This is a genomic window from Micromonospora sp. NPDC020750 (genome assembly GCF_044334565.1).
Classification (GTDB): domain Bacteria; phylum Actinomycetota; class Actinomycetes; order Mycobacteriales; family Micromonosporaceae; genus Micromonospora.
Map to the genome: position 1 here is coordinate 90624 of NZ_JBIRTH010000005.1, position 23411 is coordinate 114034.

General features: G+C 72.0%; 12 protein-coding genes. 7 read left to right on the forward strand and 5 right to left on the reverse strand.

Annotated features, from left to right (window positions below; translation table 11 throughout):
• Positions 1 to 2: 2 nt before the first annotated feature.
• Both ACH4T9_RS17125 and ACH4T9_RS17130 read right to left on the reverse strand, forming a co-directional pair.
• On the reverse strand, positions 3 to 443 hold the full coding sequence (locus tag ACH4T9_RS17125; RefSeq protein ID WP_396672476.1) for a hypothetical protein: 441 nt from the start codon (positions 441 to 443) through the stop codon (positions 3 to 5).
• Between the two features lie 67 nt (positions 444 to 510).
• On the reverse strand, positions 511 to 10236 hold the full coding sequence (locus tag ACH4T9_RS17130) for an RHS repeat-associated core domain-containing protein (RefSeq protein WP_396672475.1): 9726 nt from the start codon (positions 10234 to 10236) through the stop codon (positions 511 to 513).
• 475 nt (positions 10237 to 10711) lie between these two features.
• Here ACH4T9_RS17130 and ACH4T9_RS17135 point away from each other — a divergent pair, with 475 nt between their 5' ends.
• Positions 10712 to 12004, forward strand: coding sequence for a low temperature requirement protein A (locus ACH4T9_RS17135; RefSeq protein WP_396672474.1), 1293 nt, complete (start codon positions 10712 to 10714; stop codon positions 12002 to 12004).
• A 321-nt stretch (positions 12005 to 12325) separates the two neighbouring features.
• Entirely contained in the window at positions 12326 to 13906 is a 1581-nt protein-coding gene (locus ACH4T9_RS17140; protein ID WP_396672473.1) for a DHA2 family efflux MFS transporter permease subunit, read from the forward strand.
• Between the two features lie 93 nt (positions 13907 to 13999).
• Here the strand turns inward: ACH4T9_RS17140 and ACH4T9_RS17145 are convergent, their stop codons facing one another.
• Positions 14000 to 16801 carry a BTAD domain-containing putative transcriptional regulator gene (locus tag ACH4T9_RS17145; RefSeq protein ID WP_396686835.1) on the reverse strand — a complete coding sequence of 934 codons (2802 nt, stop codon included), beginning with the start codon at positions 16799 to 16801 and terminating at the stop codon, positions 14000 to 14002.
• 222 nt (positions 16802 to 17023) lie between these two features.
• On the opposite strand from ACH4T9_RS17145, the gene ACH4T9_RS17150 reads away from it, so the two are divergent.
• The 3 genes from ACH4T9_RS17150 (at position 17024) to ACH4T9_RS17160 (ending at position 19284) form a co-directional block, all read left to right on the forward strand.
• Positions 17024 to 17494, forward strand: coding sequence for a PLAT/LH2 domain-containing protein (locus ACH4T9_RS17150; protein WP_396672471.1), 471 nt, complete (start codon positions 17024 to 17026; stop codon positions 17492 to 17494).
• Between the two features lie 290 nt (positions 17495 to 17784).
• Positions 17785 to 18498, forward strand: coding sequence for a hypothetical protein (locus tag ACH4T9_RS17155; RefSeq protein ID WP_396672470.1), 714 nt, complete (start codon positions 17785 to 17787; stop codon positions 18496 to 18498).
• Positions 18499 to 18675: 177 nt separating this feature from the next.
• A complete protein-coding gene (locus ACH4T9_RS17160; RefSeq protein ID WP_396672469.1) occupies positions 18676 to 19284 on the forward strand; it encodes a class I SAM-dependent methyltransferase in 609 nt (202 codons plus the stop codon).
• 156 nt (positions 19285 to 19440) lie between these two features.
• On the opposite strand, the gene ACH4T9_RS17165 is transcribed toward ACH4T9_RS17160, so the two are convergent.
• On the reverse strand, positions 19441 to 20166 hold the full coding sequence (locus ACH4T9_RS17165) for a TetR/AcrR family transcriptional regulator (protein WP_396672468.1): 726 nt from the start codon (positions 20164 to 20166) through the stop codon (positions 19441 to 19443).
• Positions 20167 to 20190: 24 nt separating this feature from the next.
• Between ACH4T9_RS17165 and ACH4T9_RS17170 the strand changes: the two genes are divergently transcribed.
• Both ACH4T9_RS17170 and ACH4T9_RS17175 read left to right on the forward strand, forming a co-directional pair.
• Positions 20191 to 21372: an FAD-dependent oxidoreductase gene (locus tag ACH4T9_RS17170; RefSeq protein WP_396686836.1), complete on the forward strand. Its 1182-nt coding sequence runs from the start codon at positions 20191 to 20193 to the stop codon at positions 21370 to 21372.
• Positions 21373 to 21533: 161 nt separating this feature from the next.
• Positions 21534 to 22169 (forward strand): helix-turn-helix domain-containing protein, encoded by a 636-nt coding sequence (locus ACH4T9_RS17175; protein WP_396672466.1) that lies wholly within the window; start codon positions 21534 to 21536, stop codon positions 22167 to 22169.
• 112 nt (positions 22170 to 22281) lie between these two features.
• Here ACH4T9_RS17175 and ACH4T9_RS17180 read toward each other — a convergent pair whose 3' ends face one another.
• Positions 22282 to 23409: an alpha/beta hydrolase family protein gene (locus ACH4T9_RS17180; RefSeq protein WP_396672465.1), complete on the reverse strand. Its 1128-nt coding sequence runs from the start codon at positions 23407 to 23409 to the stop codon at positions 22282 to 22284.
• Positions 23410 to 23411 lie beyond the last annotated feature (2 nt).

Genomic DNA, 23411 nt, shown 5'->3' on the forward strand with positions numbered 1-23411 from the left:
CCTCAGCTCGACCGGTCGAGCACGGCGCGCAGCGCCCCGCCGAGTTCCTCGTCGCCCGGCGCGGTCAGCCGCACCGCCTGCCCGGTCAGCCCGACGAAGCCCTCCCGGGCGCCGCCGTTGCGGGTCGGGCTCACCAGCACCGTCGCGCCGTCCTGCTCGACGTCGACGTGCCGGGTGCCCTTGGCGTACGTGGCCCAGGAACGCAGGCCGAGCGCGTCGAGGGCCGGCGCGAACGGCGAGGGCCCGCCCCGCAGGTCGGGGGTGGGCACGCCGGTGCGCGAGGCGTCGAGCATCCGGCGCACCGCCGCGCCCAGCAGGGCGTCGGCCGGCTCGTCGAGGAGCTCGAAGGCCCCGTTGGCGATCCACATGCCGTCGCCGGTCAGCGAGGATGAGTGCGCGACGTGTCGACCTCTGCGCAGGTCGAGTGCGGCGAGTCTGGTCATCGGTGTCCTCGGTGGGGAGGGGGACGCCCCAGGGTACCTTCGGGACGTCCCCGCGGCGGCGGCCCGGCTATCTCATCGGGATGATCCGAACGGTCACCCCCTTCTGGGCGCCGTACTGGACTATCTGGTTGAGCGCGTTCTGCTGGGCGCTGGTGGCCGCGCCGCGTTGGACGGCGATCTCCAGCTCCCGGGCGGCGACCTGGCCCGGTCTGATGGTGACGCCGTCCCAGGTGACCGGGTTGCTCTTGGCGAAACCGGCCGCCTTGTCGACGTAGCCCTGCAACCGGCTGGTGAGCTGGCCGGCCGTCTGGTACGACTTCGCGGTCAGGTCGACGCTCTTGATGCTGGTGGCGGTGCCGTTGGCGAACCGGTCGATGGTCGGGAAGCTGCGCGGCAGGTTGCCGCCGAGTTTCGCCTCGATGGCCAGGCCGCGCTCGAACTGGTTGAGCTTCCAGACCGAACTGCCGGCCTTCAGGTACGCCCCGAGGCCGCCGCTGACCGCGCCCAGCGCGCCGCCGATCGCGAAGTCCTTCAGGGCGTCGCCCATGCTGTACTTGCGGCCGGTCAGCGCCGCGAGGCCCGCCCCGATGCCGACCGAGGAGGCGCCGCCGATCAGGGCCCCGATCAGGATCGGCACGCAGATCGGGCAGTCGCCGTTGGGGTCGGACAGGTTGACCGGGTCGTTGAGGGCGTACGTGTACAGGTTGGCGCTGCCGCCGCCGAAGCCGGCCGGGTCCTGGCTGATGAACCGGCCCGTCTCGGGGCTGTACCAGCGGGCCCGGTGGTAGTTCAGGCCGGTGGCGGCGTCGCGTTCCCGGCCGGTGAACTGCTGGGTGTTGCCGCTGGCCGCGCCGCTGGCGGTGACCGCGCCGAACGGGTCGTAGGCGTACCGGGTGGTCAGGGTGCCCGCGGAGTCGGCCAGGCCGAGCACGCTGCCGAGCGCGTCGGTGATCGGCACCCGGGGGCCGGCGGCGTCGGTGCGGACCAGCGTCTGGTCGAGCCCGGCGGTGAGCCGGTCGCTGGCCGTCGCGCCGGTCTGCTCGCGGACCAGGTTCGGGCCGTCGTAGAGGAAGCCGGTGGTGGCCCCGCCGGCCGCGCGGCTGCCGAGCCGCCCGGCGGCGTCGTAGCCGTACGCGGTGGTCAGGCCCGGCCCGGTGACCCCGGTCAGCTCGCCCCGGGCGTTCCAGGTGTAGCCGAGCACGCCGTCGCCGGTCAGGTTGCCCTCGTCGTCGTAGCTGAACGTCCGGTCGCCACGGTTGGTCAGCCGGTTGGCGGCGTCGTAGCTGGTCGAGGGGCCGGTGCTCGGGACGGTGACGTCGGCGAGGCTGCCGGTCAGGTCCCGCACCCGGCCGGTGCCGTCGTAGGAGTAGCCGAGGTGGCCGATCGGCACCCCGCCGGTGCTCTCGTAGAACATCCCGGTGAGCTGGGACGCGGCGTCGTAGGTGTACTTCGTGGTGACGCCGGCCTGCTCGACCCGGTCGGTGCGGCCGGCGGCGTCCCGGTGCCAGGTGGCAGTGGTGGCGCCCTGGGTGATCTGCGCGATCAGGCCGGTCTGGTCGTAGCCGTAGGAGATTGCAGGCTGGCCGGGCACGGTCATTGCGGAGCGCCGGCCGGCGGCGTCGTAGGTGTAGCCGACGGTGCCGGTGGGGCCGGCCACGCTGACCACCTGGTCGAGGTCGTTCCAGCCGAGGGTGAGCAGCCCGCCGGCCGAGTCGTTGACGGTGGTGAGCCGGTCCAGGGTGTCGTAGCCGAACTGCTTGGTGCTCTCGTAGCTCGGTCCGGCGGTCTTGCCGTACCCGATGAAGGTGGTGCGGCCGAGCACGTCGTAGCCGGTGACGGTGGTCTTGCCGCGCCGGTCGGTGGCGGAGACGACCCGGCCGAGCACGTCGTACGCCTGCTGGGCCTGCTTGCCGAGCGGGTCGGTGACGGTGATCGGGCGGTCGGAGCTGTCGTAGGCGACGGTGGTGCTGTTGCCCCGGGCGTCGGTGACCTTCGTCAGGTTGCCGTTGCCGTCGTACTCGAAGGCGGTGGCCCGGCCGAGGCCGTCGGTGCTGGTGAGGACCTGGTTGTCCGGGTCGTAGCGGACGTGTTCCAGCACGCCCCTCGGGTCGGTGACCGCCACGGGGCGGCCGACGGCGTCGACGAAGCTGCGGGTGGTCCGGCCCACCGGGTCGGTCACCGCGACGAGGTCGCCCTGCTCGTAGGTGTAGCGGGTGGTGTTGCCGAGCGGGTCGGTGAACGAGGTGACCTGGCCGGCGGTGTTGTAGGCGTAACGGCGGGTGCGGCCGGCGGCGTCGGTCGCCGCCGTGAGGTTGCCGGTGTCGTCGTACCCCATCCGGGTGGTCCGGCCCTGGTCGTCGGTGACCGAGGTGAGCTGCCGGTACGGGCCGCCGGAGGTGACCGTGGCGGACTGTGCGGCGGCGGTGCCGGCGAGCGCGGTGAGCGAGGTGAGCTGCCCGTTCGCGCCGTACCCCAGGGTGGTCCGCCGCCCGTACGGGTCGACCAGCGCGGTCGGCAGGTGGGTCGCCGGGTCCCGGGCGGTGGTGGAGGTGCGCGCCTGCGCGGTGCCGGCGGCGGTGGTCTCGGCGACCACCCGGTGGTCGGCGTCGAAGCTGGTCTCCCGGACGGTGCCGTCCGGCTCGGTGACGGCCGTCTTCACGACCTTGCCGGCGCCGTCGGTGGTGTACTCGAAGCCGTAGGTGACGCCGCCGGGCATGCTCTGGGCGGCCACCCGTCCGGCCGTGTCGTAGGTGTTGGTCAGGTAGGTGACGCCCCGGGCGTCGGTGACCGTGGTCATCCGGTGCGCGGTGTCGTAGGTGTATGTGGTGGTCCGGCCGCCGGGCGAGGTGACCGTGGTCAGCCGGCCGAGACTGTCGTAGCCGTACTGCACGGCCCGGCCCGCGTTGTCCTGCGCCCGGGTGACCCGGCCGCCGCTGTAGGTGAGCTTGATCCAGCGGCCGTTGGGCGAGGTGACCTGGGTGATGTCGCCGGACTGGCCGCCGGTGGACCGGGTCAGGGTGATCTGGTTGCCGTGCCGGTCCCGGATGGACTGCAACGGGGTGTTCTCGCCGAAGACGTAGACCATGCCGTCGGTGCGGACCAGGTCCCAGCCGTCGCCGTTCCAGGTCATCACGGCGTCCCGGAACGGGCCGGTGGTGTCGACGGCCGTGAACACCGCGTCGGTCCAGCCGGTCCCGGGGCTGGTCCGCACCATGTGCACCTTGCCGCTGTCCGGGAAGATCAGGTCGGCCTCGGTGTACTCCTGCTTCGAGAAGACGAAGATGCCGTAGGTGAAGTTCGCCCCGATGCCGAATTCCCGGTTCTGGGTGTCGTTCTGCCGGTAGGTGCGGGTGATCGAGATCGGCAGCACGTCGTTCACGGTCAGGTCGGTGTGCTCGTCGACGAAGAGGCCGCTGGCCAGGTCGACGGGGTCGCCGCCGGAGTCGCCGTCCTCACCGGGCCCGGTGCCGGCGGGGCGCTTGCCGCTGCCGTTGAACATCGCGCCGGTGAACTCCCAGACCCGCACGTCGGGGTCGGGCACGATCTGCCGGCCGTCGGGGGTGACGGTGCCGTGGCCGTAGATGTACCAGCCGGCCTCCGCGCCGGTTACCGCGCAGACGGCGGGGGTCTTCGCCGCCTTGGTGGGCTTCTTCGGGTACGACTTCACCGGCGCCCTGGTGCAGGGCGCCCGCTCCGGGTCGTAGTCCCAGAAGTCCAGGCGGCTGCCCGGCGCCAGGCCCTGGGTGTTCGGGTAGATGATCTGCGCGCCCTTCGGCAGGATCACCGAACCGCCGGGCTGCACGGTGAAGTAGACCGGGGTGCGTACCCCGGCCGGAAGCGGGAACGGCGGCTGGTCCACCGGCAGCGCGGTGATGGACAGTTCGGTGACCCGCTTGCCGGCCCGGTCGCGGATCACGCTGCCCTTGGGCAGCCGCACCTCGAAGCCGGGGATCGCCGGGGTGGTGATGACCGTCTGCTTCCTGGTGGGCGACGGGAACCGGACGCTGTTCGCGGTGTCGAGCCGGGTCATCCAGATCGGGTACGACAGCTCGACGGTCTCCCCCGCCCGCAGGTCCACCCCGGTCTCGAAGCGGCCGAAGGCGCGGCCGGGGCTGCCGGCCGTCGCGCCGTCGATGACCAGGACGTGGTGGCCGGCGGTGAGCCCGGTGAGCAGGAACCGGCCGGTGGCGTCGGTGCGGGTGCTGCGCCGGCCCACCTTGAGGGTGACGTCGGCGAGCGGGCGGCCGTTGAGCAGCAGGGCCTGCCCGGCGAGCGCGGTCGTCCCCCGCTCGGCGCGCAGGGCCGGCTGGAGGTTGCCGTACGCGCCGGTGCGGTGGCTCTCCCAGTCCTCGCCGGCCAGGTTGAACCGGTCCGGCGTCCAGGTCTCGGTCACGTCGCCGACCGGCCGGGCCGGGATCTTCGCCGGCGCCTTCCTGGCGGCGGCTGCGGCGGGCAGCCGCACCTCGCCGGTCAGCCCGCCGACGGTGCTCGACGACGGGTCGACGAGGACGGTGTAGGTGCCGGCCACCGGCAGGGTGACCGAGGTGAAGGTGCAGCTGCCTCCGCAGTAGACACTGCTGCCGAGGTTCGTCCCGTCCGGCTTGCGGATGATCGCCGTGGCGTTGTACTGGCCGTAGGTGCCGGCGGTGACCGCCACGGTGACCACCTGGCCGGCGGTGCCGGGGAAGGTGAGCGTGGCGTTCTGGCCGGGCACGGTGGTGGTCAGGGTGGCCCCCGGGCCGCCCGGGGTGACGGCCGCGGTGGCGTCGGCCGGTACCTCGTGCACGCGCAGGGAGACCGCGCCGGTGTAGGCCGCGTCGGGGTTCAGCAGGATCGTGTACGTCCCGGCCACCGGCAGCGTCGTGACGTCGAAGAAGCACGACGCACCGCAGTACACGCTGCTGCCGAGGTTCGTCCCGTCCGGCTTACGGATGATCGCCGTCGCGTTGTAGGTGCCGTACGTGCCGGCGCTGCCCAGCACCGAGATGCGCTGCCCGGCGGCGCCGGGGAACGACAGCACCGCGTTCTGGCCGGGGACCGTGGTGGTCAGGGTGACCGCGCTGCCGCCCGGCGTCGTGCCGGCGGTGGCGTCGGCCGGCACGTCGTACAGGCGCAGGGAGACCGAGCCGGTGTACATGCCGTCGGGGTTCAGCAGGATCGTGTACGTCCCGGCCACCGGCAGCGTCGTGACGTCGAAGAAGCACGACGCACCGCAGTACGCGCTGCTGCCGAGGTTCGTCCCGTCCGGCTTACGGATGATCGCCGTCGCGTTGTAGGTGCCATAGGTTCCGGCGCTGCCCAGCACCGAGATCCGCTGACCCGCCGTCCCGGTGAACGACAGCACCGCGTTCTGGCCCGGGGCGGTGGTGGCCACCGACACGGCCGCTCCGCCGACGGTGGCGCTGACCGCCGCGTCGGCCGGCACGTCGTACACCCGCAGGGTCACCGCGCCGGTGTAGGCCGCGTCGGGGTTCAGCAGGATCGTGTACGTCCCGGCCACCGGCAACGTCGTGACGTCGAAGAAGCACGACGCACCGCAGTACGCGCTGCTGCCGAGGTTCGTCCCGTCCGGCTTGCGCACGATCGCCGTCGCGTTGTACGTCCCGTACGTGCCGCCGGTCCCCTGCACCACGATCCGCTGACCCGCCGCACCGCTGAACGACAGCACGGCGTTCTGGCCGGGGATCGTGGTGGTGAGGGTGGTGGCGGGCCCGCCCGGGGTGGTGCTGGCGGTGGCGTCGGCCGGCACGTCGTACACCCGGACGGTGAGCGCGCCGGTGTAGGTGGACGCCGGGTCGAGCAGGAGGCTGTATGTGCCGGCGACCGGCAGCACCATCGCGTCGAACAGGCAGGACGCCCCGCAGTACGCGCTGCTGGTCAGGTTCGTGCCGTCCGGCTTGCGCACGATCGCCGTCGCGTTGTACGTGCCGTACGTGCCGCCGGTGCCCTGGACCAGGACCCGCTGCCCGGCCGTGCCGGGGAACGTCACCACGCCGTTCTGCCCGGGGACGCTGGTGGTGACGGTGACCGGTGCGCCGCCCGGGGTGGTGTTGACGGTGGCGTCGACGGGCACGTCGAACACCTGCGCGGTCAGGCTGCCGACGGCCGCCCCGACCGGGTCGACCAGCAGGGTGTAGGCGCCTGCCGTGGCCAGCGACACCGAGCTGAACGAGCAGCTCGTCGCGCAGGACGAGGAGCTGGTGACGGCGCTGCCGTTGGGCGCGCGCAGCGTCACGGTCACGTTGCCGCCGCCGAAGGCGCCGGCGGAGAGGCTGACGGTGACGACCTGCCCGGCGGTGCCGGGGAACGACACCACCGCGTTCTGGCCGGGCACGGTGGTGGTCACCGACACCGCAGCGCCGCCCGGGGTGGTGGCCGCCGTGGCGTCGGCGGGCACGTCGTGCACCTTCGCGGTGAGCGCGCCGACGGCGGTGGCCTTCGGGTCGACCAGCAGGGTGTACGTGCCGTCCGCCGGCAGGAGGATGCTGTCCAGGAAGCACGAGGCCCCGCAGGCCGTGTTTGACGTGACCGTGGTGCCGTCGGGGCGGCGCAGCGTCACCGTCGCCTCGGCGGCGCCGAACGTGCCGCCGCTGAGCTGCACCGCGACCCGCTGCCCGGTGGTGCCGGGGAACGACACCACCGCGTTCTGGCCGGGCACGGTGGTGGTCACCGACACCGCAGCGCCGCCCGGGGTGGTGGCCGCCGTCGCGTCGGCGGGCACGTCGTGCACCTTCGCGGTGATGCTGCCGACGACCGTGCCCTTCGGGTCGACGAGGACGGTGTACGTGCCGGCCACGGTCAACGCCTGGGTGTCGAGGAGGCAGGAGGTGCCGCAGGTCGTGTTGGACACGATCGTGCTGCCGTCGGGGCGGCGCAGCGTCACCGTCGCCTCGGCGGCGCCGAACGTGCCGCCGCTGAGCTGCACCGCGACCCGCTGGCCGGCCGTGGCGGGGAAGGAGACCACCGCGTTCTGGCCGGGCACGGTGGTGGTCACCGACACCGCCGCGCCGCCCGGGGTGGTGTTGGCGACCGCGTCGTTGGGCAGGTCGTAGACCCGGGCGGTGACGGCGCCGAGGGTGGTCCCGGTCGGGTTGACGAACACCGTGTACGTGCCGGTGGCCGGGAGGGTGACCGCGTTGAACGCGCAGCTCGTGCCGCAGTAGCTCTCGCTGACCACGGTGGAGCCGTCCGGGGCGCGCACCGTCACGGCGGCGTTGTAGGTGCCGAAGGTGCCGTTGGCCAGGGTCACCGAGACGACCTGCCCGGCGGTGCCGGGGAAGGAGACGACGGCGTTCTGCCCCGGCACGGTGGTGGTCACGGTGACCGCGGCCCCGCCGGGCGTGGTGGTCGCCGAGGCGTCCGCGGGCACGGCGTTGACCTGCGCGGTGACCTGCCCGACGTAGGTGGTGTCGGGGTTCAGCAGCAGGGTGTACGTGCCGTCGACCGGCAGCACGACCGTATCGAAGAAGCACGACGCCCCGCAGTACGCGCTGCCCGTCAGGCTCGACCCGTCCGGCTTCCGGATCACCCCCGAGGCGTTGTACGTCCCGTACGTGCCGCCGCTGAGCTGCACCGACACCCGCTGCCCGGCCGTGCCGGCGAAGGAGACCACCGCGTTCTGCCCCGGCGTCGTGGTGGCCACGGTGACCGCGGCACCGCCCGGGGTCGCGGTCGCCGTGGCGTCCGACGGCACCAGGTGGACCTGCGCCGCGACCTGCCCGACGTAGGCGCCGTCCGGGTTGAGCAGGAGCGTGTACGTGCCGTCGACCGGCAGCACGACCGTATCGAAGAAGCACGACGCCCCGCAGTACGCGCTGCCCGTCAGGCTCGACCCGTCCGGCTTGCGGATCACCCCCGAGGCGTTGTACGTCCCGTACGTGCCGCCGCTGAGCTGCACCGACACCCGCTGCCCGGCCGTGCCGGGGAAGGAGAGCACCGCGTTCTGCCCGACGACCGTGGCCAAGGTGACCGGGGCGGAGCCGGGTGTGGTGCTCGCCGTCGCGTCCGCCGGCACGTCGTGGACCTGCGCGGTGACCGCCCCGACGTAGCTGGTGTCGGGGTTGACCAGGATGGTGTACGTCCCGTCGACCGGCAGCACCGTGGTGTCGAACAGGCACGAGCTGCCGCAGTACGCGCTGCCGGTCAGGTTCGACCCGTCCGGCTTGCGCACCACGGCCGAGGCGTTGTACGTCCCGTACGTGCCGCCGGTGAGGTGGACCAGGACCCGCTGGCCCGCCGTGCCGGGGAACGAGACGACGCTGTTCTGGCCGGGAACCGTCGTGGTGGCGGTGACCTGGGGGCCGCCTGGAGTGGTCGCCACGGCGGCGTCGGCCGGCACGTCGTACACCTGGACGGTGATCGCCCCGGTGGTGGTGGACTGCGGGTCCACCGCGACGGTGTACGTGCCGTCGGTGGGCAGCACGGCGGTGTCGAGGAAGCAGGCGGTGCCGCAGGATCCGTTGGAGGTGACGGTGCCGCCGCCCGGCTTGCGCAGCGTGACGGCGGCGTTGTAGGTGCCGTACGTGCCGCCGCTGAGCTTGACCGAGACCCGCTGGCCGGTGCTGCCGGCGAAGGTGACGGCGGCGTTCTGGCCGGGCACGGTGGTGGTGACGGTGACCGCGTCCCCGCCCGGCGTGGCGGCTGCCGCCGCGTCGGCGGGCACCTCCCGCACGGTCGCGGAGACCGAGCCGGTGGCAGTGCTCGATGCGGCCAGCAGCAGCGTGTACGTGCCCGCCGTGCGGGCCGTCACCGTGTCGATGAAGCCGGTGGCGCCCACGCACCCGGACGACGCCGCGGTGCGCCCGAACGGGTCAAGGACCTTCGCGGTGGAGATGCCGCAGGAGCCGAAGGTGCCGTCGGCGAACTGCACGCTCGCCCGCTGCCCCTCGGTCAGGTCGAACACGACCAGCGCGACGTCCCCCGCGCTCGGGATCGACACGGACCCGGCGCCGCCGAGCGCGACCCGGGAGGTGTGCACCACGTCGGCGACGGCGTACGGGGCGGGGGCGACGAAGACGTCGGCGGCAGCGTCGCCGCTGCCGTGCCGGGTGCGGACCCCGATCCGGCCGGAGCCGGCGCCGGTGGGCACCTGGACGGTCAGGCTGCCGGCGGCGACCGCCGAGGGGAAGGCCCGGGTGCGGTTGAGGGTGACGGCGTTGTCAGCCGCCTCGGCGGCGAATCCGGTGCCGGTGACGGTGACCGTGCCGCCGGGGGCGACGACGGTCGGGGAGACGCCGGTGACGGTCGGCGCGGACTCGTCCGGCCCGACGACCACGAAGGACTGCGGGCTGCTCGCGGTAGCCCCGCCGACTGAGACGGTGACCAGGCCGGTGGTCGCCCCGGCGGGAACCCGGGCGACCAGCCGCCGGCCGGCGGCCGCGGTGACCGTGGCCGGGACGCCGTTGAACGCGACGGTGTTCTCGGCCGGCACGGTGGAGAAACAGCCGCCCTCAAGGGTGACCTCGGCGCCGACGGCCGCCCGGGCCGGCACCACCGACAGCAGGGCGAGCGCGGTGCTGCCCTCTCCGGTGACGGAGGTGATGTTGCCCGCCGGGTCGTACCGGTACCGGGCGGTCCGGCCGGCCTGGTCCTGCACGCCGGCCAGCTGCCCGGCGGCGTCGTACGCGTAGCCGACCGAGTCGCAGGAGACCGAGGCCGGGACCATGTCCGGCAGGTCCGCCCGGACGGCGAGCGCCGGCAGCAGGACGAGTGCGGCGAGGGCCGCGCCGAACCGCAGTCGGGCACCGGCCCAGACCCTCGATCGGATGGTGCGGGGGCCGAGCGGTCCCGACATGCTGCCTCCCAGGACGGTACGTTCTGGGAGGCAACGTAGGCGGTTTCCATCAACGGGCATAGATCGCCAGGTGAACGGGAGGCCCGCCCGCTGGGATCACCCACAGGGCCCGCGCCGCCTACCGGCCGAAACACCCCCAGCAGTCGCGGTGATGTCGGCTATCGGACAGTTGATTGCGTTGCCTGATCCCGGCACAAAAGCGGGCAGGTCAGCGGGCATCTCCGCAATGGACGCGCACCGTTGCAACCCACCCGGCGGGTGGGTAGCGAGGGGAACTCCTCGCCCGGCTGCGCGGGGCCTGAGGCCGCGCGGTCCACGGCCCGCGGATCGGTAGGGTGGCGGCTCGCCGCGGGGGACCCGTGGTCGCGGGCGCTGCCGGTGCACGGGGCGGAGTCGCAGTGGCGGAGGCGAGGGGCCGGGGCGGGATTCCTCGTTCTTTCCCGTGGCCGCCGGCGTGGCTGCCACACTCGGCAGGATGAGCGCCGTCCGCCAGCCCGGCCGGTTCCTGCCTGCCGCACCCGGGTCGCGGGTCACCCGGCTGGAGCTGTTCTACGACCTGGTGTTCGTGTTCGCGTTCCTCAACGTCACCACGCTGCTGGCGGAAGAACTGAAGCCGATCGCGCTGCTCTACGGGGCCGTGGTGCTGGCGCTGCTGTGGTGGTGCTGGGTCAGCTTCGCCGCGATGGGCAACTACCTGCGGGCCGACCAGGGAGTGGTCCCGCTGATCGGCGCGGTGACGGTGGCCGCGCTCCTGGTGCTGGTGCTGTCCCTGCCCGAGGCTTTCACCGACCGGCCGGGCGGCCCACCAGGGCCGTTGGTCTTCGTAGGCAGCTATCTGGCCATTCGGGGACTGCAGGTGTTCGTGCTGGTGACGCGCAGCCGGGAGCGGCGCGGCGCGCTGTGGCGGCTGAGCCTGCCGGTGATCATCACCATAACCCTGATCCTCGCCGCCGGCCTGCTGCCGCCCGCGCCGGATTGGTCGCGGGTGAGCTGCCTGCATCTCGGGTTGTGGGTGGCCGCGGTGGGGGTCGAGCTCATCATGGGGCCGCGGGCACTCGGCTCGGGCCTGACGGTGGTCTCCGCTGGCCACTGGGCGGAGCGGTACGCACTCATCGTGCTCATCGCGCTCGGCGAGTCCATCATCGCGCTGGGCACGGGGGCGCAGTTGACCATCGGCCTTCCGTTGACCTGGCCGGTGGTGGTGGCGGCGGTCCTCGGCGTCACCGTCATCGCCGCGCTGTGGTGGATGTACTTCGATGTCCTGGCCCCAGCCCTGGAACAGAAGATGCACCGCACCCGGGACGCCGCGCAGCGGTTCGTCCTGGCCCGGAACGCGTACACCTACCTGCACCTTCCCCTGATCGCAGCGATCATCATGTTCGCGCTGGGCCTCAAGCGGTACCTGACCACCATCGCCGGGGCGCGCGGCAACCCCTGGCTCGCCCGGCCGGCCGGGCTGGACGACGTGGCCCTCTTCGGCGGGGTGATCATCTACCTCACGGCGCTGCTCGCCCTGGAGTGGCGCGCCGTCCGGCGAGTACGGCCGGCACCGGTGGTCGCGCTCGTGGTGCTCGTCGCCGGCGCGGTGGCCGTGGGTAAGTTGCCGGCCACCGTCAGCCTGGCGATCCTGGCGCTGATCTGCGTCGCGCTGGTGCTCGGTGGACTGCGCAGCGGTGATCCGCTTCGCCGCCAGGTGCGCCAGACGGCCCTGGAGGAGCAACTCGCCGCCGAACACGACCAGTCGGAGTGGCGCCGCCGCAACCTGTGACGGCGCGGGCCCGTCCGGCCGTGACGCGGCGTCGGGACGGCCCGGTCACGAGAACCGGCCGGCGGCCTCCCGGAATCAGTGACCGTGACCACAGCCGGATGATCCAATAAAGGGCGGTCAGTTGGACGTCGGCCTTGTTACCGTCGCGACGTGCGTCCGCAGGCGGACCAGGCACGCGAGGGGAGATACGGCGTGCGGGCCCGGGGCGCAGGGGTGGTCGTCTGCGACCTCCCCGCCTGACCCCTGACTCAGGCGTGGGGCTGCGCGCGGTGTGGCGCGCGGCCGACGGCGTCATTCGCAAGTTTCACCAGGAGATTCGTTTTGAGTAGTCCATCCGCGGCGCCGGCCAAGCTCGACGCCGCCGTTTTGAAGATCGCCGGGGTCGTGGTCCTCGGTGCGATCATGTCGATCCTCGACGTGACGGTGGTCAGCGTCGCCCTGCCCACCTTCCAGACCGAATTCGACGCGTCGTACGCCCGGGTCGCCTGGACGATGACCGGCTACACGCTGGCGCTGGCCACGGTGATCCCGTTGACCGGCTGGGCCGCCGACCGGTTCGGCACGAAGCGGCTCTACATGGCGGCGCTCCTGCTGTTCACGCTCGGCTCCGGCCTGTGCGCCACCGCCGACTCGATCGGCCAGCTCATCGGCTACCGGGTGCTGCAGGGTCTCGGCGGCGGCATGCTGATGCCGCTCGGCATGACGATCATGACGCGGGCGGCCGGCCCGGAGCGGATCGGCCGGCTGATGGCCGTGCTGGGCATCCCGATGCTGCTCGGCCCGATCGGCGGGCCGATCCTGGGTGGCTGGCTGATCGACGTGGCCAGCTGGCACTGGATCTTCCTGATCAACCTGCCGATCGGCGCCGTCGCCCTGGCCTACGCGCAGTGGGCGCTGCCGAAGGACAACCCCGAGCCGTCCGAGTCGTTCGACATCGTCGGCATGCTGATGCTCTCGCCGGGTCTTGCCCTCTTCCTGTACGGGGTGTCGTCGCTGCCCGAGACCGGCACGTTCGCCGACAGCAAGGTGTGGCTGCCGATGCTGGTGGGCGGCCTGCTGGTCATCAGCTTCATCCTCTACTCGTTCAAGCCGAAGCACCCGCTGCTCGACCTGCGCCTGCTGCGCGACCGCAACCTCACGGTCGCGACCGTGACGCTGGCCGTGTTCACGGTCGCGTTCATGGGGGCCGGCCTGCTGTTCCCGAGCTACTTCCTGCAGGTACGCGGCGAGTCGACGCTCGACGCCGGCCTGCTGATGGCGCCGCAGGGCATCGGGGCGATGATCACCATGCCGATCGCCGGCATGCTGGCCGACAAGTTCCCGGTCGGCCGGACGGTGCCGTTCGCGCTGGTGCTGATCGCGGGCGGCTTCTTCGCGTTCACGCAGGTCGGCACCGACACCTCGTACTGGCTGCTGTGCGGTTCGCTCTTCGTCATGGGCCTGGGCATGGGCGGCACGATGATGCCCATCATGACGTCCGCGCTGAAGACGCTGACGAACCACGAGGTGGCCCGTGGCTCCACGCTGCTGAACATCCTCCAGCAGATCGCCGGCTCGGTCGGATCGGCGGTGATGTCGGTGATCCTGACCAAGGAGCTGAACAGCTCGCCGGCCATCCCGGGGGCGGTTGACCCGAACACCGGCGCACCGATCACCGAGGCCGGCCTCGCGATCGCCGTCAAGCAGAACCCGGACCTGGCCCAGCAGTTCCCGGTCGAACCCGGAATCCTCCAGCGGGGCCTGGAGTTCGTGGCCAACTCGTTCAGCATCACGTTCTGGGTCGGCTTCGCGCTGATGCTGCTGACGTTCGTCCCGGCCTACTTCCTGCCCCGCAGGCGGCAGAAGTCGCACCTGCTCGACGACGAGCAGGGCGGCGACCGCGCCCCGGTGTTGATCCACTGATCGGCGCGTGGCGTGGGGCCGGTGGGCCCCACGCCACGGCACCGGCGCCGGCCACGCCGACGCGGCCTCAACCGATGGCCGAAGTCGCATCTGTCAGGCGCAGGGTGACGGAGTTGTGGGGCGTCCGAGGGGGTGGGTGGGGCGGCGACGGAGGATGGCGCGGAGCCGGTCGGCGTCGGGATGGCCCAGCGCACCGAGGATGTCCAACGCCCGCAGCCAGGCGAACCGGGCGGCCTCCGGGTCGCCCGCCGCCTGGTGGCTCTCCCCGACGTGGGTGAGCGTGTCGGCCTCGTAGTAGCGGTCACCAAGGTCACGGAACAGCTCCACCGCCCGCTGGTAACAGGCGGTGGCCTGCTGGTAGTCGCCAAGGTGGTGGTGGGCGTAGCCGAGGCTGTCCCAGGTGTTGGCCTCGCCGAACCGGTCGCCCACCTCGCGCACCAACTGCAGCGCCCGCCGACAGTAGTGCAGGGCCGCATCGTGGTCGCTGAGCTGGGCGTACTGCCAGCCGACCGAGTTGAGGGCGCGGGCCTGCAGGGCGCGGTCGCCGACGGCTTCGATCAGCTCCAGTGCGCGCCTCGCGTGGGCCAGCCCTTGCCGGTGACGTCCCTGCCGGGAACAGACCCAGGCGAGGCTCCGGGCGGCGCGCGTCTGGCCGGTCACGTCACCCAGCAGGGAGTACAGGTGGGCCGCCTGCCGGAGCTGGGCGTACGCCTCGGCGAACTCGCCCAGTTGGGCGCGGGCACGGCCGAGGCCAAGGCGTACGCTCGCGGCGGCCCGACGGTCGGCCAGCAGGTCGGCGGCGGTCAGCGCGGTCTCGTGAGTCGCCGCCCAGTCCTGCCAGTGACCCTTGCGGTCGAAGAAGTCGGCCATGGTCCAGGCCAGCCGCCAGGCGTGCGCGTACAGCCCGTCGTCGGCCGCACGGGTGACGGCGTTGAGCAGCACCGGATGCTCCGCGATGAACCAGGCCATCGCCTGCTCGGCATCGACCGGCGCCACCACTGCCACGCCACGGCGGGCGGGCTCCAGGTCGATCGGATCGCGGAACGGTTGGAGTAGCCGGGCACCGGCATACGCGACGTGCAGGTAGGAGTCGAGCACCCGGCGCACGGCAACCTGACGCTCGCTGTCGCTGTCGAGGTCGTGGGTCAGCTCGTTCGCGTAGACGCGTAACAGGTCGTGGATCCCGTACCGGCCGGGCGCGTGCTCGATGAGCAGGTGAGCGCGGGCCAACTCGGCCAGCAGCATCCGGGCCTGGCGCAGCGAAACGCCGGCCAGGCTGGCCGCCGCAGGTACCGCGATGTCCGGACCGGGGTGCAACCCCAGCAGCCGGAACAACCTACCGGCCGCCGGGCTCAGTGCCTGGTAGGACCAGGAGAAGACGGCGCGTACGTCGGTGGCCGGGTCGCCGCCGTCGAAGGCGTCCAACGCGTCGGCCGCGTCGCGTAGCTCGCTGGCCAGTGCCGCCAGCGAGAAACCGGGGCGGGTGGCGGCACGCGAGGTGGCGACGGCCAGCGCGAGGGGCAGCCGGGCGCAGCTCGTAATGATCTGGTCGACGGCGGCCGGCTCACCGGCCACCCGGTCACTGCCCAGCCGGCGGGCCAGCAGGTCCCGGGCCTCGGCCTCAGGCAGCAGGTCGAGAGCGAGCGGCTGAGCGCCCTCGCCGGCGACCAGGGAGGTGAGCTGGTTGCGGCTGGTCACCACGACAAGGCAGCCGGCCGCACCGGGTAGCAGTGGGCGGACCTGCGCAGCGTCGCGGGCATTGTCGATCAGGACGAGAACCCGGCGGCCGGTCAGCAAGCTGCGGTACAGCGCGGACTGGGCGGACAGGCCAGCCGGAATGCGCTCCACCGGTACGCCGAAGGCGTCCAGGAATCCGCGGATCGCGTCGGCGGGTTCCAGCACCCCACCGGCGTCGAAGCCGCGCAGGTTGACATAGAGCTGGCCGTCCGGAAAGCGGTCGGCGACCTGGTGAGCCCAGTGCACGGCCAGCGCCGTCTTGCCCACTCCCGGCGTGCCGGAGACCGCCGAGATGACCACCGCCGGCGGATCGGGCTCACCCGGCCGGCCGAGTCGTTCGTCGAGCCAGCGCAGTTCGTCGCCACGACCGGCGAAGGCGCGTACCGCCGGGGGTAGTTGGGCTGGCGCGGACGCCCGGGCCGCGACCGCGACCGCCGCGCCGGCCGGCGCGGACCAGGCGAGCGCCGGGTCCTGCGACAGGATGGCGCTCTCCCGGTTGCGCAACGCCGGGCTCGGCTCGATGCCCAGGTCGTCGCGGAGCGTGCGGCGCAACCGCCGGTACGTCGCGAGTGCGTCGGACTGCCGGCCGGCCCGGTAGAGCGCCACCATGAGTTGCTCGTGGATGTGCTCGTCGAGGGGATGTTCCTGGGTCAACAGCTCCAGCTCCGGTACGAGCTGCGCGTGCTCGCCGAGCGCCAGGCGGCTGTCGACCAGTGCCCGGACCGCGACCAGCCGCAGGTGTTCCAGGCGTTCGGCCTGCTCGTGCAGCCAGCCGAGGCTGGCGACGTCGACCAACGATCGACCTCGCCACAGCTCAAGGGCGCTGGCCAGCACCGTGCGGGCGTGCCCGTGGTCGGTCGACCGGGTGCCTTCACGGATGAGCCGCTCGGCCACCTCGACGTCGGTGGCCTCACCCGGCAGATCCAGCACGTACCCCGGAGAGCGACCCACGATCGCGCTCCGGGCGCCGATGATGCGCCGCAGGTAGGAAACGTGGCTCTGCAGGCTGTTCGGCGCGGTCGCGGGAGCCTGGTCTCCCCAGATCACGTCGATCAGGCGGTCGGTGCTGACGATCACGCCCGGGTGCAGGGCGAGCACCGCGAGTACGCCTTTGCGTCGGATTCCGGAAACCGTACCGGCCTTGGTGCCCGCGGTCACGTCGACCGGTCCGAGAAGCCTGACTCGCATTGGTCCGCCCCCGCCTCAACCACAGGATTCGACTCAGGCTATCGACGGAACAAGCGCCCTGGACGGCTCAGTCGGACACCGGACGGTACCGGCATTCCAGCGCCACGTCAGCCGCGCAACAGCGGCCGCTGTCAGAGTTCGTTCACGGCAACAGCAGCAATCATCCACACTTTTCATCAGGAGGAAGTCACCGTGAGATTCCGGATCCCAATCGTGTTCGGCGGCGCGCTCGTCATGATGACGATGGCGCTGGGTGGCGGTACCGCCGCCAGCGCGGCCCCGGCCGCCAAGACCGCCGGCATCGGCACCAACGCTGTGCAGAATTACACGATCTTCGTACACACCGCGAACATCGACGGGGCCGGCACCGACGCCACCGTGCGGATGAAGGTGTACGGCACGCTCGCCGAGTCCCCCGGCTACGTCAACCTCGACAACTCGGCCGACAACTTCGAGCGCAACAGCAACGACTATTTCGGGCCGTTCTCGTGGTTCGACATCGGACGCCCTGATTTCATCGGTGTCTACAAGGGAAGTAACGGTTCCGAGTGGTACCCGGAGTACGCGCAGGTCTACGCGCACGCCACCGGGACCTGGTACCGCTGCCCGATGAACGCCTACTACGGCGACGGCGAGGAAACCCGCTGGTTCGACTGCCCGTGAGGTCGAATCCGATCTGCTGATCGCGGCGCCATCTCAGCTACGAGGGTGTCCCCGGCCGACTGGCGGCCGGGGACACCGCCGTGCCCGGCATCTGACCCACCCGGGCACCGGTACCGCCCTCGGACTCCGTCCACGTGACCACGTCGGCGCACGCGCCACCAACCGTGTCGCCGCACCTCGTTTCTTCGGGCACGGCCCGGGGTAGACCGACGCTCGGGTTGTTCTTGGGCTGGAAGGTCCGACGCACTACCATTGCCGCAGTCCGGACGGCTCTGCTGAAACGAGGCAAAATGCGTTGGCTCCAGCGGTTGCTGGGCGGCGGACAGGTCCAGCTCGATGCGGGGCGGCAGCAGGCGCTGCTACGGGACGTCCAGTACCGATACGGCGTCCACGCGCAGACCTGGTTTCCCGAGCAGGTCCAGGCGGTCACCGGGATGCTGAACGGCGACGACGGGTTGGTAGTGGCGGCCCGGATCGTGAGCCAGGTCGCCGACGAGGCCCACGTAGACCTACAGGCCCAGGCCCACGAAGTACACCGACGAACGGGCCGGCGGCTCCTGGTGCACCGCCGGAACTACCGGCCGCTGTGGGTGGAGGCCGGCCCGGCACTGCGGTGGCCACTGTTCACGTTGCCGTGCGGCTTCCACCCGTACGCGCAGCTGTCCGCCGCCGTCGCGGTGGTCGGCAGTCAGGCGGCCCGGCTCGACCGGGTGACCGACCCGAACCCGCTCCTGACCCGCGTGTTCGAGGTGCTCGACCTCACCACCGCCGGCTGGGAGTACGGCCGGGTGCGGGTGGACACCGACGCCGCAGCCCTGGCCGATCGGCTGATCTCAACCGCCGCACAGATCCTCGCGGCCATGGACGACCCGCCCCGGCTGCCACCTCCGGTCCGTGAGCTCATGCGCCGGAACAACACCCTCGACGTGCACGATCCGACCGCCCCCCGGGCAGTGGGTGGGATCAATCTGGGCGCGAAGCTGCGCGAGCGTCTGCTGGCCTGAGGACACTGCGGCGATCGCCCAGCTGCGCAGCCGGGTGTGAACGCCTTTCGGCGGCGGCGGAGGTGCGCAGCTGACCGCGCCCTCGAATCGACGGACGCGGGTACCGCATGGACCGATGTGCTTTCCGCGCCGGCCCCGGGCTTGCTCCCTCGTTCCAAGAGCTCATACAGTCACGCGGTGAACATGGCGCAGGTCCGGCAGGCGTATGCGTCCGTCGCAGAGCTCTACATCGGGCTGTTCGGTACAAGCCAGCAGGTACACGCCGACGACCTCGCATTCATCGGGCGGCATCTGGCGGGCCGACCTGGCACGGTCCTCGATCTGGGTTGCGGGCCTGGCCATCTCACCGGTTACCTTCGATCGCTGGGCGTCGACGCAACGGGCATCGACATCGTTCCCGAGTTCATCGCCCACGCGCAGGCGGCCCACCCGGGCGGGAGGTACCAACTCGGGTCGATGGAGAAGCTCGCCGTCGCCAACCACTCCATCGCCGGCATCCTGGCCTATTACTCGTTGATCCACCTACCGCCGCAAGATCTCGACGGCGTGCTCGCCGAGTTCCGGCGAGCATTGGCCCCGGCCGGAACGTTGGTGCTCGGTTTCTTTGACGGTGACGAGGTCGCGGCCTTCGACCACAAGGTCGTGACCGCCTATCGCTGGCCCGTCGACGAGTTCTCCGCGCGGCTGACGCGAGCCGGCTTCACGGAAGTCGAGCGCCTTCAGCGGCCCAGCGAAGGCCCTCACCGGCCGCACGCCGCCATCGCGGCAGTCGCGACCGAAGGGTGAGCTGAGCCGGCGAGCCCTGTGCACTCACATCGGCACCACCGCGCACCGGACGCAGCCGCTTACACATAACGTAGCGTGACGCCCGGTCGGCGGCGGATGCGGATGTCTGATCGAGGTGTATCGGTGTCCAGCCGGTACTGGCCTGCGAGCAGTGGGTCACGGGTGGGAATGGCTGGTGATGCCGTCCAGGATGGTGATCAGGTTGTGGTGGAAGGTCTCCTCGGCGTTGAGGTGGGCGCCGTCGATGACGAGCCGGGCGACGGTGGGATAGCGGCCTGTTTCGAGCATGCGTGTCAGGTAGGGCCCGAGGGCGGTCTGCCAGGCGGTCACGTCGGTGTCGGTGGAACGGGCGGTGCGTCGCTCGGTGACCTCTCCGCGGAGCGCTCCGATGATGAAGGCGTTGAGGGCGCCCAAGGCCCGCTGGAGGTCGTCGATGCCGCGCACGCCGGGGGCCTGGCTGAGCGCCGCCGCGGTCGATTCGCCTACGGCGAGCGCGTGAGGTCCTAAGTGTGGCCTTCCGCCGAGCAGGTCGGAGAACCACTCATGATCAAGGGCGGCATCGCGGGTCCGATGAACGATGGCCAGCACCGTGGCGCGCCACTCGGAGCGATGGCTGGCCTCGGCGATCTGGGCATAGACGGCGTCGACCATCAGATCGAGCAGTTCGGATCTGTTGATCACATAGTCGTAGAGTCGCATCGGACCGACACCGAGCTCTTTGGCGAGCTTGCGTACCGATAGCCCGTCGAGGCCGTGCACGTCGGCGAGCCGGATCGCCGTGTCGGCGATCTTCGCGCGGCTCAGCGGCACGGGCGTCGCCCGCGGTTGAGGCTCGGGCCGTTCCCAGAGGGGCAGCGGTGCGTTACCGTACGGCGTATCCACAATATACAGCGTACGGTAACGGAGATGATGATGCGAATCGCGATCGCCGGAGGTGGTCTCGGCGGCCTGACGCTGGCCCGAATCCTGCACCGGCAAGGCATCGACGCGGTGGTGTACGAACGCGAGGCAAGCCGATCCGCGCGATCACAGGGCGGAATGCTCGACCTGCACCCGGAGTCCGGGCAACAGGCCCTGGCCGAGGCGGGCCTCGCCGATCGGTTCCGGTCCGAGGCGCGGCCGGAGGGCGAGGAACATCGCATCCTCGACCCGGCCGGACGCACCCTCGTGCACCACATACCACAACCCGGCTCGTTCTCCGGACGCCCCGAGATCGATCGGAGCGCACTGCGTGATCTTCTGCTCGATTCGCTCCCCGGCGACGCGGTGGCCTGGCAGCGCCGGCTCGCCGCAGCGACGCCACGACCCGACGGAGGCTTCGGGCTGACGTTCGACGGCGGCCACAGCGCCGACTGCGACGTCCTCATCGGCGCGGACGGCGCACGCTCGGTCGTCCGGCCGCTGCTCACCGACGCGACACTGTCCCACGTGTCCACCTTGGTAGAGCTGAGCATCAGCGACGCCGACCGACGCCACCCGGATCTCGCCGAGTTGGTCGGCCCCGGGAACCTGTGGTGCATCGGCGTGAACCAGATCCTTGCGGCGCAACGCCTCGGCGACGGCAGCATCCGGGTCGGGATCGGCTTACCCGCGGACGATCGCCATATCGGCACCTACGGCAGCAAGCGCGCTCTGCTGGACATGTTCGACGGCTGGGCCCCCAGCCTCACCGCACTCATCGAAGCCGGCGACAGCCCGCCAATCCCACGCAGGATCGAGGCGATGCCCACCGGTACACGCTGGGCCCACCAGCCGGACATCACCCTCATCGGTGACGCCGCGCACCTCATGCCGCCGGTCGGCGAGGGTGCCAACCAGGCCATGCTCGACGCCGCCGAACTCGCCGCCGAACTCGCCACCAACCCCGCCGACCCCGACTCGGCGATCCGTACGTACGAGGAGGCGATGTTCATCAGAATTCACCCGATCGCCGAAATGTCCGCACGGGTCCAGGCGATGATGCTGTCCCCCACCGCAGCCGACGACATCATCCGCTTCTTCACGCCGCGGCCCACCGAGCCGGTACAGATTGATGACGCGCGGCGCAGCCGGCCTCGAATCACGGCCCCTCACCCCCGGCACGCCTGACAGCGACAGCCAGCCGACTGCCCACCGGAGGCGCTTGTCGCCCCGCCGCCTGCCCGCCAGGACGGGCGCGGGGCATCGCGGGTACCCCGAAGTTTCGATAGCATCGAACAAGCGTGGCGGGCTCTCCCGCCGGGACGCGACAGGAGGTCCCCGTGCGGTCCATGGAGAGTAACCCGGTCCGGGAACGGCCCCTGCCCGACGAGCGGGCGGCGGACGCCACCCCCGCCGGCCTGGTGGGCGCGCGCATCCGCCAGTACCGCAAGGAGCGCGGGCTGACGCTGCGCGGCCTGGCCGCCCGTTCCGGCCTGTCGATCGGCTTCCTGTCCCAGGTCGAGCGGGGCATCTCCTCCATCGGCCTGACCGCGCTGGGCAGCGTCGCCAAGGCCCTGGACCACACGGTGGCGGAGTTCTTCGACGCCGGCGCCGACTCCCCCGACCAGGCGGTCGGCCCGCTGCCCACGCACTTCACCCTCGCCAGGGCGGAAACCCCCGCCACCCAGTACGTCTCCGCCCAGCAGACCTACCGGATGCTGTCGGAGCGAGGGCCGGACCTGGTGCTCGAACCGATGCTGGTGCACATCGCGCCGGGGGGCCGCCGGGAGGCCGCCTACGGCCATGCCGGAGAGGAGTTCGCTTATGTCATCTCCGGCGAACTGCTCTACGAGGTCGACGGCGTCGAGCACCGGCTGCGTCCGGGCGACAGCGTGCACCTGCGCTCGTCGGTGCCGCACTCGATGTACAACGACACCGACGCGGTGACGACCGTCGTGTCGGTGGTCACCCCGCGGCTGTTCTGACGCCGGTCGATCGCCTCGCCGCCCGCAGGGCGGCAGCGGTAGCGGCACCAGCGGCGCTTGTTCACACTGGTGAAACATCGCGAACATCTCCGGGGTCCGCCACGGCGGCGGCCTATGCTCGGCGGCCCAACCGACGCTCCACGGCGGCCATGGTGGCCCGCCAGACGGTCGAGCCGGGATCGATGACGGCGAAGTGGTCGCCGGGCAGTTCGAGGTGGTCGACGTCGTCGCCGGCCGCCCGGGCCGCGACGGCGTACCGGCGGTTGGCGTCGACAAGATCGGGGCTGTCGTCGGCGCCCTGCACCAGCAGGGTCGGCACCCCGATCGGCACCCGGGCCATGGGGTCGGCGGCGGCGTACCGCTGCGGCACGGTCGCGGGGGTGCCACCGAGGGCGGCGGGAATGGCCCCGTCGCCGAGGTACCGCCGTTCGCCCTCGGCCAGGTCGAGGACGCCGGCCAGCGACACCGCCAGCGCGACGCGGGTCGCCGCGACCCCGGGCGGGCCGGGGAGGTCGCGGTCTGCCCCGCCGGCCTGGTCGGCGCAGGCCCGCAGCGCGAGCTGGCCGCCGGCCGAGTGGCCGAGGAGCACGACGCGGTCGAGGTCCAGCCGGCCGCCGTCGGCGAGGCCCGCCAGCGCCGCGACGCCGGCCGCCACGTCGGCGGTGGTGGCGTCCCAGTCGTGCCGGTCCGGACGGCGGTACTCCACGTTCCAGGACGCGTAGCCCCGGCCGGCCAGGTCGACGGCGAGGGCGTCCATCAGGTCGGCTCCCCACATCGACCGCCAGAACCCGCCGTGCAGCAGCACCACGACCGGCACCGGGCCCGCCCCGACGGCGGGCGGCAGCCGCAGCTCACCCCACTGGTCCGCCTGCGGGCCGTAGGCGATCCGGGTGGCCGGCGACCGGTGGCGGTGCAGGGCGTGCCGGACGGCCCAGGCCAGGCCCCAGGCGCCCCGGCCCTGAAGGTGGGCTGCGCCGGGCACCGGCGGCTCGACGGTGAGGTCGTACCACACGACGTGGGGCGGGGCGTCGCCGATCAGGGCGCGCACCTCGGGGTCCGGGCCGGGCAGCGCCACCACGGGCGACCCCGTCTGGGTGACCAGGGACCGCACCTCGGCGGCGGAGGCGGCGGTCACCAGCCGGCCGGGGACGCCGAGTTCCGCGCACGCGGCGGTGGCGAGTGACTCCAGCAGGGCGGGGTCCGCCACCACCGCCGGGCCGACCACGACGAGGATGCTCATCC